The sequence below is a fragment of the Frigoribacterium sp. PhB118 genome (genome assembly GCF_003751725.1).
Lineage (GTDB): Bacteria > Actinomycetota > Actinomycetes > Actinomycetales > Microbacteriaceae > Frigoribacterium.
In genome coordinates this window covers 682,613-695,371 of the sequence record NZ_RKID01000001.1, presented here as the reverse complement: position 1 = coordinate 695,371, position 12,759 = coordinate 682,613, and the positions used below count along the sequence as shown (strand labels likewise).

At 70.9% G+C, this 12,759-nt stretch carries 11 protein-coding genes; all 11 read left to right on the top strand.

Features of this window, described 5'->3' with window-relative positions; all coding sequences use genetic code 11:
* Position 1 precedes the first annotated feature (1 nt).
* The 11 genes from EDF21_RS03130 to EDF21_RS03080 all read left to right on the top strand — a co-directional run bounded on the left by EDF21_RS03130 (position 2) and on the right by EDF21_RS03080 (position 12,733).
* The gene (locus EDF21_RS03130) at positions 2–781 is read left to right on the top strand and encodes a DUF2993 domain-containing protein (protein ID WP_123570245.1); all 780 of its coding nucleotides are present in this window, start codon (positions 2–4) and stop codon (positions 779–781) included.
* Between the two features lie 67 nt (positions 782–848).
* Positions 849–2,279: a diaminopimelate decarboxylase gene (gene lysA, locus EDF21_RS03125; RefSeq protein WP_233568340.1), complete on the top strand. Its 1,431-nt coding sequence runs from the start codon at positions 849–851 to the stop codon at positions 2,277–2,279.
* 69 nt (positions 2,280–2,348) lie between these two features.
* Positions 2,349–3,680, top strand: coding sequence for a homoserine dehydrogenase (locus EDF21_RS03120; protein WP_123570243.1), 1,332 nt, complete (start codon positions 2,349–2,351; stop codon positions 3,678–3,680).
* Entirely contained in the window at positions 3,680–4,762 is a 1,083-nt protein-coding gene (gene thrC, locus EDF21_RS03115) for a threonine synthase (RefSeq protein ID WP_056045920.1), read from the top strand. Before EDF21_RS03120 ends, thrC begins: the two co-directional genes overlap by 1 nt.
* Entirely contained in the window at positions 4,759–5,712 is a 954-nt protein-coding gene (gene thrB / locus EDF21_RS03110) for a homoserine kinase (RefSeq protein ID WP_123570242.1), read from the top strand. Before thrC ends, thrB begins: the two co-directional genes overlap by 4 nt.
* A gap of 290 nt (positions 5,713–6,002) precedes the next feature.
* Positions 6,003–8,345: a transcription termination factor Rho gene (rho, locus tag EDF21_RS03105; RefSeq protein ID WP_123570241.1), complete on the top strand. Its 2,343-nt coding sequence runs from the start codon at positions 6,003–6,005 to the stop codon at positions 8,343–8,345.
* Between the two features lie 2 nt (positions 8,346–8,347).
* Positions 8,348–9,430: a peptide chain release factor 1 gene (prfA, locus tag EDF21_RS03100; protein ID WP_123570240.1), complete on the top strand. Its 1,083-nt coding sequence runs from the start codon at positions 8,348–8,350 to the stop codon at positions 9,428–9,430.
* 29 nt (positions 9,431–9,459) lie between these two features.
* On the top strand, positions 9,460–10,317 hold the full coding sequence (gene prmC, locus EDF21_RS03095; protein WP_199736256.1) for a peptide chain release factor N(5)-glutamine methyltransferase: 858 nt from the start codon (positions 9,460–9,462) through the stop codon (positions 10,315–10,317).
* A gap of 39 nt (positions 10,318–10,356) precedes the next feature.
* Positions 10,357–11,034 carry an L-threonylcarbamoyladenylate synthase gene (locus EDF21_RS03090; protein WP_123570238.1) on the top strand — a complete coding sequence of 226 codons (678 nt, stop codon included), beginning with the start codon at positions 10,357–10,359 and terminating at the stop codon, positions 11,032–11,034.
* Complete coding sequence (locus tag EDF21_RS03085; RefSeq protein WP_123570237.1) at positions 11,031–12,311, top strand: MraY family glycosyltransferase; 1,281 nt, start codon at positions 11,031–11,033, stop codon at positions 12,309–12,311. The genes EDF21_RS03090 and EDF21_RS03085 overlap by 4 nt, the downstream gene beginning before the upstream one ends.
* Complete coding sequence (locus EDF21_RS03080) at positions 12,308–12,733, top strand: hypothetical protein (RefSeq protein WP_123570236.1); 426 nt, start codon at positions 12,308–12,310, stop codon at positions 12,731–12,733. The genes EDF21_RS03085 and EDF21_RS03080 overlap by 4 nt, the downstream gene beginning before the upstream one ends.
* The last annotated feature ends 26 nt before the right edge of the window (positions 12,734–12,759 follow it).

Below are 12,759 nucleotides of genomic sequence, written 5' to 3'. Positions count from 1 at the left end.
GATGAGCGACATCGACTCCGACTTCTTCGAGGCCAAGCCCGTCGCCCGTCGCCGAGGCCGCGGCTTCGGCATCGTCGTCTTCGTCCTGCTCGGGATCGTGGTCGTCCTGGGGATCCTGGCCGTGGTCGCCGACCTCGTCGTGCGGACGGTCGCCGAGGACCAGGCCGAGAAGCAGATCTCGCAGCAACTCGGCGACGCGGCCGGTCCCGTCGACGTGCAGATCGGCGGCTTCTCGATGCTCTGGCAGCTGGTGCAGGGCACCATCGAGCAGGCCACCATCTCGTCCGCCGGGTCCTCGGGTGGTCTGTCGTTCGACTTCGACGTCCGAGACGTGCCGACCGACCTGAGCGGATCGACCGGGGCCATCACCGGCACGGTCACCGCCGACTCGGCGACCGTCAACGGGCTCGCGGCCGTGCAGGAGAGCGGCGGAGCGATCTCCTTCGGCGACGGAGAGGTCACCTACGCCCGCGACTTCACGATCCCGCTGGTGAACACGGTCGTGCCCGTGGACGTCGTCGCGACCCCCTCGATCACGAGCGAGGGCCGGGTCATCTCGCTCACCCCGACCACGGCGTCGCTGCGGGACACGTCGGTGTCGCTCGACCTCGCCCCCTTCATCGGCGGCTACGCCTTCGACGTGTGCGCCGCGCAGTACCTGCCCCAGGGCACCACCCTCACCGCCGTGGACGTCACGCCGTCGGCGGCGACCCTCGACGTCACGTCGCCCGGCCTGCCGATCTCGTCGAGCGGCATCGGCACCAAGGGGTCCTGCTCCTGACCTCCGGTGTGGCGACCATGTCGCCACGACCCTGGCCGTCACGCACCTCGGCGGTCGGTAGGCTCTGATGTCGTTCCCCGTCCTTCAAACCCCCGAGGTCCGCGTGTCCCCGAACCCCCTGGCTCCCGCCTGGCTCCACGAGCCGACCGACGCCGACGCCCTCGACCCGGCCGTCTGGTCGGCCACGGCCCAGCGGTCCTCCGACGGCGAACTCGTGCTCGGCGGCGTCACCGTCTCCGACCTCGTGGCGTCGTACGGCACGCCGCTCTACGTCCTCGACGAGGACGACGCCCGTGCCCGCGCGGTCGAGGCCGTCCGCTCGTTCGAGCGCGAGGCGGCCCGCATCGGCACGACGGCGACGGTCTACTACGCGGCCAAGGCGTTCCTCTCCGCCGAGGTCGCCCGCTGGGTGGCCGAGGCGGGCATGGCCGTCGACGTCTGCACCGGCGGCGAGTTCGCCGTGGCCCGGGCCGCCGGAGTCGACCCCGCCCGCATGGGGTTCCACGGCAACAACAAGTCGCTCGCCGAGATCGACCGCACGGTCGAGGCCGGCATCGGCACCGTCGTGCTCGACAACGCCGCCGAGGTCGGACGGGTCGCCGCGGCGGCCGAACGGCACGGACGCGTCCAGCGGGTGCGCCTGCGGGTCAACTCGGGGGTCCACGCCTCCACGCACGAGTACCTCGCCACCGCCCGCGAAGACCAGAAGTTCGGCGTCCCGCTCTCCGAGACCGCCGACATCGTCGACTCGATCCGCCGGCAGCCGTCGCTCGAGTTCGTCGGCCTGCACTCGCACATCGGCTCGCAGATCTTCGGCTCGGACGGCTTCGCGGAGGCCGCCCGCCGCCTGCTCGCCGTGCACGCCGACCTGCTGGCGTCCGGCCCGGTGCCCGAGCTCAACCTCGGCGGGGGCTTCGGCATCGCGTACACGAGCGCCGACGACGCCCGCCCGCTCGACGACCTCGCCGTCGCCCTGGCCGACATCGTCCAGGCGGAGTGCCTCCGCCTCGGCGTCGACGTGCCGCTCCTCGCGGTCGAGCCCGGACGCGTCATCGTCGGTCCGGCCGGCACGACGCTCTACGAGGTCGGCACGATCAAGGACGTCTCGGTCGCGATCGACGAGGGCAGCGCGGTGCGCCGCTACGTCAGCGTCGACGGCGGGATGAGCGACAACGCGAGGACGGCCCTCTACGCGGCGGACTACTCCGTGCGCATCGCGAACCGCACCTCCTCGGCCCCGCCCGCCCTCGTGCGGGTCGCCGGGAAGCACTGCGAGAGCGGCGACCTCGTCGTGCTCGCCGACTACCTCCCCGGCGACGTCGTCCCCGGCGACCTGCTCGCGGTGCCCGCCACCGGGGCCTACTGCCACAGCCTCGCCAGCAACTACAACCATGTCGGGCGTCCGCCCGTCGTGGCCGTGCGCGACGGCCGGGCACGCGTGATCGTGCGGGGCGAGAGCGAAGCCGACCTGCTGGCCCGCGACGCCGGCCTCGACTGAGCGATCCGCGCCTCCTCACCTCGTGCGAGCACCGCACCCCGCCGACGAAGCACCCGAGAACGGACTGACATGATCGAATACCGCAACGTGAGGGTCGCCCTGCTGGGCGCCGGCTCCGTGGGGTCGCAGGTGGCGCGATTGCTGCTCGAGCAGGGCGACGACTTCGCCGGGCGCGCGGGTGCCGGGCTCGAGCTGGTCGGCATCGGGGTGCGCGACGTCGACGCGCCGCGCGACGTCGACCTGCCGCGCGAGCTGTTCACGACCGACGTCGAGTCGCTGATCGTCGGCGCCGACATCGTCGTCGAGTTGATCGGGGGACTCGAGCCGGCCCGCAGCTACGTGCTGCAGGCCCTCAACTCGGGGGCCGACGTCATCACGGGCAACAAGGCCCTGCTCGCGAGCCACGGTCCCGAGCTGTTCGACGCCGCCGAGCAGGTGGGCGCGCAGGTGTACTACGAGGCCGCCGTGGCCGGTGCCATCCCGATCATCCGCCCGTTGCGCGACAGCCTCGCCGGCGACCGCGTCCAACGCATCATGGGCATCGTCAACGGCACGACGAACTTCATCCTCGACCGCATGGACACCGACGGCTCGAGCCTCGAGGACGCCCTGGCGACGGCCACGGCCCTGGGTTACGCCGAGGCGGACCCCACGGCCGACATCGAGGGCTACGACGCGGCGCAGAAGGCGGCCATCCTGGCCGGCCTCGCCTTCCACACGGCCGTGCCCCTCTCCGCCGTGCACCGCGAAGGCATCACGTCCGTCACGCACGACCAGGTGGTCGCGGCTCGCAAGGCCGGGTACGTCGTGAAGATCCTGGCGATCTGCGAGCGCCTGGTCGACGACGACGGCGTCGAGGGCGTCAGCGCACGCGTCTACCCGGCGCTCGTTCCGCTGAGCCACCCGCTCGCGGCCGTGCACGGAGCGAAGAACGCCGTCTTCGTCGAGGCCGAGTCGGCCGGAGACCTCATGTTCTACGGCGCCGGAGCCGGGGGAGTCGAGACGGCGTCCGCCGTGTTGGGCGACCTCGTCTCGGCCGCGCGACGCCACGTCATCGGCGGCCCCGGCGTCGCCGAGTCCACCCACGCGAACCTGCCCGTCATGCCGATCGGTCGCGTGTCCACGCGGTACCAGATCACGCTCGACGTGGCGGACCAGCCGGGCGTCCTCGCCGAGGTCGCCGGGGTGCTCAGCGACCACGGCGTGAGCGTGCACAACGTCGAACAGACGTCGGGTGCGACGCCGGGCGTCACGGGCGAGGGCGACGCCGTGGCCACCGCTACGCTGATCATCGGCACCCACCGGGCGCGCGAGTCCGACCTCGCCGCCACGGTGACCGCCCTGAAGAACGCCACGGTCGTGAACTCCGTCACGAGCGTGCTGAGAGTCGAAGGAGCCTGATGGCCCACCAGTGGCAGGGTGTCCTGCGCGAATACGCCGACCGTCTCGACGTCACCGACGCCACCCCGATCGTCACCCTCGGCGAGGGCGGAACGCCGCTCATCCCGGCTCCGGCCCTGTCGAACCGCACGGGCGCGAAGGTCTACGTCAAGTACGAGGGCATGAACCCGACCGGTTCCTTCAAGGACCGCGGCATGACGATGGCGATCTCGAAGGCCGTCGAACACGGGGCCAAGGCCGTCATCTGTGCGTCGACCGGCAACACGTCCGCCTCGGCCGCCGCCTACGCCGCCCACGCCGGCATCACGGCCGCCGTGCTCGTCCCCGAGGGCAAGATCGCCATGGGCAAGCTGAGCCAGGCCGTCGCGCACGACGGTCAGCTGCTGCAGATCCAGGGCAACTTCGACGACTGCCTCGACATCGCACGCGACCTCGCCGCCAATTACCCGGTGCACCTCGTCAACTCGGTCAACAACGACCGCATCGAGGGCCAGAAGACCGGGGCGTTCGAGGTCGTCGACGTGCTCGGCGACGCCCCCGACTTCCACTTCATCCCGGTCGGCAACGCTGGCAACTACACGGCCTACACGCGCGGCTACCGTGAAGACCTCGAGATCGGCCGCGCCACCAAGCTGCCGCGCATGTTCGGGTTCCAGGCCGCCGGCTCGGCACCGATCGTCGCCGGTGAGGTCGTCAAGGCCCCCGAGACCATCGCCAGCGCGATCCGCATCGGCAACCCCGCCTCGTGGCAGCTCGCCCTCGAGGCGCGTGACCTCACCGACGGCTGGTTCGGGGCCATCACCGACGAAGCCATCCTCGCCGCGCAGAAGATCCTCTCGGCCGAGGTCGGCATCTTCGTCGAGCCCGCGTCGGCCATCAGCGTGGCGGGTCTGCTCGAGCGGGCGGACGCCGGGGTCATCCCCGCCGGGGCCACGGTCGTCCTCACCGTCACGGGCCACGGCCTGAAGGACCCCCAATGGGCCCTGCGGCGCGCCGACGGCAGCGACGTGCAACCGACCGTGGTCGCGAGCGACACGGCCCGGGTGGCCGAGGTGCTCGGTCTCGCACCGGCCTCTGCATGACCCCCGGGGTCGTCGGGCGTTCGGTGCTGGTCAAGGTCCCCGCGACCTCGGCCAACCTCGGTCCCGGCTTCGACACGCTGGGGCTCGCGCTGTCGCTCTACGACGAGCTCGAGGTCACGGCGACCGGTGAGCCCGGGGTCTCGGTCGAGGTCACGGGCGTCGGGGCCGGCCAGGTGCCCACCGACGGGTCGAACCTCGTCGTCCAGGCCGTCGCCGCGGCCTTCGCGTCGGTCGACGTCCCTCTGCCGGGGCTTCGGCTCCGGGCCCGCAACGCGATCCCGCACGGCCGGGGACTCGGGTCGTCCGCAGCCGCGATCGTCTCGGGCATCATGGCCGCCAAGGGACTGCTCGAGGGCACGGTCGAACTCGACTCCGCGGCTCTGCTCGCCCTGGCGACCGAGATGGAGGGTCACCCCGACAACGTGGCACCCGCGCTGTTCGGCGGCCTCACGATCGCCTGGATGAATTCGCACGGTCCGTCCCACAAGCGACTGCTCGTGCACCGAGGCGTGTCGCCCGTCGTGTTCGTGCCCGAATCGACGCTCTCGACGAAGCTGGCGCGGAGCCTGCAGCCCGCCTCCGTTCCGCACGAGGACGCCACGTTCAACGTGTCGCGGTCCGCTCTCCTGGTGGCGGCCCTCGTGCAGAGTCCCGAGTTGTTGCTCGCGGCGACCGAGGACCGCCTGCACCAGAGCTATCGCGCCAGTGCCATGCCCGAGACCGACGCCCTGATCCGCATGCTGCGCGACGCCGGTCTCGCGGCCGTCGTCTCGGGGGCTGGCCCCTCCCTCCTGGTCCTCGGCAGCGACCCGGCACAGCGCTTGTTCGCCGCCGAACTGGTGCGCGAACACGCCGTCTCGGCGTGGCGTCCGTTGATGCTGGCCGTCGATCTCAAAGGTGCTACAGTGGTGCCGCACCCGGTAGAAAACTCAGATTTCCTGGGCATCTAGCTTCGTCCCCGCAGTCCTTCGCGGGGATTACCGCGTGGGGTCACAAGTCTTCGAGTCCCCGGGTCGCACATCCCGTAGTGCACATCTAGCAGTGTTCGTCTGCCGATCTGGTCGGCGCGCACCGCACCTCCCAGGCCTCCTGCTCATCCCGGGCAGCTGCTCGTTCAGGGCAGAGCCGGCACAGGGTCGCCCCCTCGGGGCGAACCCGTTCAGTGCAGGTGAGAGGCCACGAGGTGTGACCAGCTCTGCCCCGCCGATCAACGCGGGGGAGCGAAAGGAACCCATCACTCGTGACTGACGTCCAGAACGGCGCCGCTGCGCCGTCCACGCCCGAACTCACCGCCATGCGCCTGCCCCAGCTGCAGGCCCTCGCCTCGTCGCTGGGCATCAGCGGCATCTCCAAGCTGCGCAAGGGCGACCTCGTGGCCGCCATCGCGGCGAAGCAGGGTGAGGGGGCGGCCAGCGAGGTCGCGCCCCAGCCGACGCTCGACGGAGTCGTCGACGCCGGTGTCCAGGCCTCCGTCGAGACCGCCGTCGCCGAGGGTGCCGAGGCCCCCGTCGCCGAGACGGGCACCGAGCCGACCGAGCCGACCGAGGCACCGACCCGTGCCCGCCGGGGCTCGCGCCGGGCCACGTCGGCCGCCGGGGCTCCCGAGTCCCGGGCCGCCGGCGCCCACGTCAACGCCGGCGAGACCGGTGTCACTCCTCTCGTCGAGGTGCCCGCCACCGAGGCCGTGGCCGTCGAGGCCGCCGGGGCCGCCGACGCCGAGCAGGGTTCGACCGAGCAGGCTCCGACCGAGAAGGCCGCCTCCGAGCGCCCGTCGCGTCGTCGCGGCTCGCGCCGCGCCTCCGACGCGTCCGTCGCCGCCGACGCGGCGCAGCCCGGTGCGTCGGTCGAGTCCCCGGCCGCCGACGGCTCGGCTTCCCTCGAGGCCTCCCCGTCCGCGCCCTCCGACGAGGCTGGTTCCGAAGCGCAGGGCCAGTCCGACCAGGGCCAGTCCGACCAGCAGGGCCAGTCCGACCAGCAGGGCGGCGACCAGCAGAACGGTGGCCAGCAGGGTGGGGGCCGCCGGAGCCGCAACCGCAACCGCGGCAAGGGCGGTCAGCAGCAGACCCAGGCCGACCAGAACGGTGGCCAGCAGAACGGTGGCCAGCCGAACGGCAACCAGCAGAACGGTGGCCAGAAGGCCGACGCTCCGCAGAACGGCGGCCAGAAGGCCGATGCCCCCCAGAACGGCCAGCAGCAGCGCGGCGACCAGCAGCGCGCGGACCAGAGGGCCGAGCAGCAGGCCCAGCGCGAAGCCGGCGAGAAGAACGACGCCGCCCGCGGCGAGCAGTCCGGCAACGGCCCCCAGTCCGGCGGTCAGAACGACGAGGGCGGCCGACAGGGCCGTGGTCGTCAGAGGGACCGCAAGCGCGGTCGTGGGGCTCAGAACGACGACGTTGAGCCCGAGATCGGCGAGGACGACGTCCTCATCCCCGTCGCGGGCATCCTCGACGTGCTCGAGAACTACGCCTTCGTGCGCACCACGGGCTACCTGCCCGGCGCCAGCGACGTCTACGTCTCGCTCGGTCAGGTCAAGAAGTACCACCTGCGCAAGGGCGACGCGGTCGTCGGCGCCATCCGTCAGCCCCGCGAGGGCGACCAGGGCCAGGGGCGCCAGAAGTACAACGCGATCGTCAGGATCGACTCGATCAACGGTCAGCCCGTCGACGAGGCCGCCAAGCGCGTCGAGTTCAGCAAGCTGACCCCGCTCTACCCGCAGGAGCGCCTCCGTCTCGAGACCGAGCCCCAGAAGCTCTCGACCCGGATCATCGACCTCGTGTCGCCGATCGGCAAGGGGCAGCGTGGTCTGATCGTCTCGCCGCCGAAGGCGGGCAAGACGCTCGTGCTGCAGTCGATCGCCAACGCCATCGCGATCAACAACCCCGAGGTCCACCTCATGGTCGTGCTCGTCGACGAGCGCCCCGAAGAGGTCACCGACATGCAGCGGACGGTCAAGGGCGAGGTCATCGCCTCGACGTTCGACCGTCCGGCGGAGGACCACACCACCGTCGCCGAGCTGGCCATCGAGCGCGCCAAGCGCCTCGTCGAGCTGGGCCACGACGTCGTCGTGCTGCTCGACTCGATCACGCGTCTCGGCCGTGCGTACAACCTGGCCGCACCCGCGTCGGGCCGCATCCTCTCGGGTGGCGTCGACTCGTCGGCCCTGTACCCGCCCAAGCGCTTCTTCGGTGCCGCGCGCAACATCGAGAACGGTGGCTCGCTCACCATCCTCGCGACCGCGCTCGTCGAGACCGGTTCGAAGATGGACGAGGTCATCTTCGAGGAGTTCAAGGGCACCGGCAACATGGAGCTCCGCCTGTCGCGCCACCTGGCCGACAAGCGCATCTTCCCCGCGGTCGACGTCAACGCCTCGGGCACGCGACGTGAAGAGATGCTGCTCAGCCCCGACGAGGTCAAGATCACCTGGCGTCTGCGCCGCGCCCTGGCCGGGCTCGACCAGCAGCAGGCCCTCGAGATCGTCCTGCGCAACCTGCGCGAGACGCAGTCGAACGTCGAGTTCCTCGTCCAGGTCCAGAAGTCGGTCCCCGCGTCGAACGGACACGACTCCGGCCACAAGGAGCACTGAGCGTGTTCGAGTCGGTGGCCGTGCTGCTGGCCGAGCACGACAATCTGCAGACGCAGCTCAGCGATCCGGCGGTCCACGCCGACGCCGCACGCGCCAAGAAGATCAACCGCCGCTACGCCGAGCTCAGCCGCATCGTGGCTGCCCACTCGGCGTGGCAGCAGGCGGCTGAAGACCTCGAGGCCGCGCGCGAACTCGCGAAGGAGGACGAGGCGTTCGCCGACGAGGTGCCCGCCCTCGAGCAGGCGCTCGACGAGTCCCAGGAGCGCTTGCGGCGCCTCCTGATCCCGCGCGACCCGGACGACGGGCGCGACGTCATCATGGAGATCAAGGGCGGCGAGGGCGGGGCCGAGAGCGCCTTGTTCGCGGCCGACCTGCTGCGCATGTACCTGCACTACGCCGAGTCGAAGGGCTGGAAGTCCGAGATGATCGCGAGCGACGACTCCGACCTCGGTGGCTACAAGAACGTGCAGGTCGCGCTCAAGTCGAACGCGTCCGACCCCTCGCAGGGCGTCTGGGCGCACCTCAAGTACGAGGGTGGCGTCCACCGCGTGCAGCGGGTGCCGGCGACCGAGTCGCAGGGCCGCATCCACACCTCGACCACGGGCGTGCTCGTGTTCCCCGAGGTCGACGAGCCCGAAGAGGTCGACATCAACCAGAACGACCTCAAGATCGACGTCTACCGGTCGAGCGGCCCCGGCGGCCAGTCGGTCAACACGACCGACTCCGCCGTCCGCATCACCCACCTGCCCACGGGCATCGTGGTCGCGATGCAGAACGAGAAGAGCCAGCTGCAGAACCGCGAGGCGGGCATGCGGGTCCTGCGGGCCCGCATCCTCGCCCGTCAGCAAGAAGAGCAGGCGGCCATCGCGTCGGACGCCCGCAAGAGCCAGATCCGGGGCATGGACCGGTCGGAACGCATCCGCACCTACAACTTCCCCGAGAACCGCATCGCCGACCACCGCACCGGCTACAAGGCGTACAACCTCGACGCCGTCATGGACGGTGCGCTCGACGCGGTCGTCGAGTCGTGCATCCAGGCCGACGAAGAGGCACGTCTCGCCGAGATCGGTGACACCGCGTCGTGACCGATGCGATCGCCACGGCCTTCGACGGCGTGACGACGGTCGACGTGGCCCTCCGGGTCGCGTCGACCGTCCTCGTCGACGCCGGGGTACCGTCGCCCGACGTCGACGCCGAACTCCTGCTCGGCCACGTCACGGGCCTGAACAGGGGAGTGGTGCGGGCGAGGGCCGTCACGGCCGCGTCGTTGACACCGGACGAGCAGGAGGCGCTGGTCGCCGCGATCACGCGCCGCGCCTCCCGCGAGCCCCTGCAGCACATCACGGGGCGGGCGTCGTTCCGCCACCTCGAGTTGCGCGTGGGGCCGGGTGTCTTCGTCCCGCGACCCGAGACCGAAGGCGTCGCCCAGCTGGCGATCGACGCCCTGAACGCCGTGGCGGACGCGTCACCCGTCGCCGTCGACCTCGGGACCGGGAGCGGCGCCCTGGCCCTGGCGATGGCCTCCGAGGTGCCGACGGCCACGGTCGTCGCCGTCGAGCTGTCTCCCGAGGCGGCCGTCTGGACCCGTCGCAACATCGACGCGGTGGGGGTCGACAACGTGCGCCTCGTCGAGGGCGACCTCGCCGACGCCCTGCCCGAACTCGACGGCACGGTCTCGGTCGTGGTGTCGAACCCGCCGTACGTGCCCGTCGGCATGGTCCCGCGCGACCCCGAGGTGAGACTCCACGATCCTGCGCTCGCCCTCTACGGCGGTGAGGACGGCCTCGACCTCGTCCGCGCCCTGTCCCTCACGGCCCGACGGCTGCTGCGCCCGGGCGGAGCGCTCGTCATCGAGCACGGCGAGCTCCAAGGAGGCGCCATCCGCGACCTCCTGACGGCCGACGGTTGGCGCTCCCCGGCCACGCATCCCGACCTCACCGGCCGCGACCGGGCCACGACGGCGGTGCGCTGACCGGGTTCTCCCGGTCCGTCGCACTATCATCGTCAGGTCATGGCCACTTTTCACGACTGCTCCGTCGACTCCGAACTCCTCGCCGGCATGCGCATGGCGCGCGGTGCCGTCGGTCGAGGCGAGCTCGTCGTCCTGCCGACCGACACGGTGTACGGCGTCGCGGCCGACGCGTTCGACCCGACCGCCGTGCAGCGCCTGCTCGACGCCAAGGGTCGTGGTCGCCAGTCCCCGCCTCCGGTGCTGATCAAGGGCCAAGAGACCCTCGCCGCTCTCACCGACCGGGTGCCCGAGGTCGTCCGTCCGTTGCTCGACGAGTTCTGGCCCGGCCCGCTCACGGTCATCTTCCGTGCGCAGGCGTCGCTCAGCTGGGATCTCGGCGAGACGCGCGGCACCGTCGCCCTGCGCGTGCCGAGCCACCGCATCGCCCTCGAGCTGCTCGAAGAGACCGGCCCGCTCGCGGTGTCGAGCGCCAACCTCACGGGCCAGCCCGCGGCCGAGACGGCAGGCGACGCCCGCCGCATGCTCGGCGACTCCGTGTCGGTGTACCTCGACGACGGCCCCGCGGGGGCCACGTACGAACACCGGGCCGGCGCCAACACGGGGTCGACGATCGTCGACGCGACGGGCGGCGCCGACGGGGTGTTGCGCATCGTGCGCCACGGCGTCCTGTCCGACGCCGAGATCATCCGCGTCGTCGGGGTCGACGCCCTCGCGTGAGGTACTACCTCCTCGCGCTCGCGATCTCGGCGGGGGTCAGCTTCGTGTTGTCCGTCGTCGTCTGGCGGGTGGGCCTCAAGTACCGCCTCTATCCCCAGATCCGCGAGCGGGACGTCCACCAGACGCCCACGCCGCGTCTCGGGGGAATCGCGATGTGGGCCGGCATCGTGGTCGCGCTGCTCGCGGCGTGGTTCGTGTTCCCCTTGATCTCGGGTGTCGACTACTTCCGTCTCGTCTTCGCCGACGCGGGGCCTCCTCTGGCCATCATCGGCGCCGCCACGATCATCGTCGTCATCGGAGTCGTCGACGACCTGTACGACCTCGACTGGATGACCAAGCTGGCGGGCCAGATCGTCGCCGCGGGAGTCCTCGCGTGGCAGGGCGTCCAACTCGTCTCGTTGCCCATCGGGGGCAGCCTGGCCATCGGCTCGCCCTACATGTCGCTCGTCCTCACGGTCCTCACGATCGTCCTCGTCATGAACGCCGTGAACTTCATCGACGGACTCGACGGTCTCGTGGCCGGGGTCGCGATCATCGCGAACGGCGTCTTCTTCGTCTACAGCTTCGTGATCTCGATCACCATCGGCCAGACCGAGTACTTCAACCTCGCCGCCCTCCTCTCCGCCGTGTTGATCGGGGCCTGCCTCGGCTTCCTTCCGCTGAACTGGCACCCGGCCAAGCTCTTCATGGGCGACGCGGGTGCGCTCCTCACCGGACTCGTCATGGCCACGAGTGCGATCTCGGTCACCGGGCAGATCGACCCGGCCGGGATCTCCCGGACGGCACTCCTGCCGGCGTTCATCCCGATCGTCCTGCCCTTCGCGATCCTCGTCGTGCCGTTGCTCGACTTCGGCCTGGCCGTCCTCCGCCGACTCAGTGCCGGGAAGTCCCCCTTCACCGCCGACCGAAAGCACCTGCACCACCGCCTGCTCGACATGGGACACTCGCACTTCCAGGCCGTCCTGATCTTCTACGCCTGGACGATCGTGGCGGCCGTCGGGGGCCTGATGTTCCTCTTCGTGAAGCCGACCTACCTGGTCGCCGTCTTCCTCGGCGTCGGTCTGGTCGCCTGCACCGCCGCCACGTTGTCTCCGCTCAGCCGTCGCAAGAAGGTCGAGATCGCCGTCCAGACGACCCGCACGGGTGACCTGTCGACGACGGAGTCCGACCGGTTCGACCCGCTCGACGCCGCCGCGGACGTCCTCGACCCGCACGACACCGACACCGCGGCCAAGGCCGAGGTGCCCGAACTGACGAACCCGAAGGACCACCCATGAACGCCAGCTCGATCTTCACCCAGATCCTCAAGTACACGGGCGCACTCGCCCTCGTCATCGCCGTGGTCGGAGGAGGGCTCGGCTACCTCTTCGCCGGCACCGACGGCCTGTGGAGTGCCCTCGTGGGGGTGGGGCTCGCGATCCTCTTCGCGGCGATCACGGCCGCGAGCATGCTGGTGGCGATCCGCTTCACCCTCGGTGCGTTCTTCGGCATCGTGATGGGTGCCTGGCTCCTCAAGCTGGTCATCTTCATCGTCTTGCTCGTCCTGCTGCGCGACCAACCGTTCGTGGACGACGTCGTGTTGTTCCTGGCCCTCGTGGTCTCGATCATCGGCACGCTGGCAGTCGACGCCCTCGTGGTCGTCCGGGGGCGCCTGTCGTACGTGAGCGATGCCACGCTTCCCCCTGCTCCGCAGGACTGACGACCATGCGTGCACACGGTGAAAAT

Excerpts from the sequence above, each read along its gene's own strand:
- thrC (WP_056045920.1), top strand. The coding sequence starts at position 3,680 with ATGGCCCACCAGTGGCAGGGTGTCCTGCGCGAATACGCCGACCGTCTC.
- EDF21_RS03090 (WP_123570238.1), top strand. The coding sequence starts at position 10,357 with ATGGCCACTTTTCACGACTGCTCCGTCGACTCCGAACTCCTCGCCGGC.
- EDF21_RS03080 (WP_123570236.1), top strand. The coding sequence starts at position 12,308 with ATGAACGCCAGCTCGATCTTCACCCAGATCCTCAAGTACACGGGCGCA.
- EDF21_RS03120 (WP_123570243.1), top strand. The coding sequence starts at position 2,349 with ATGATCGAATACCGCAACGTGAGGGTCGCCCTGCTGGGCGCCGGCTCC.
- lysA (WP_233568340.1), top strand. The coding sequence starts at position 849 with ATGTCGTTCCCCGTCCTTCAAACCCCCGAGGTCCGCGTGTCCCCGAAC.
- thrB (WP_123570242.1), top strand. The coding sequence starts at position 4,759 with ATGACCCCCGGGGTCGTCGGGCGTTCGGTGCTGGTCAAGGTCCCCGCG.
- EDF21_RS03130 (WP_123570245.1), top strand. The coding sequence starts at position 2 with ATGAGCGACATCGACTCCGACTTCTTCGAGGCCAAGCCCGTCGCCCGT.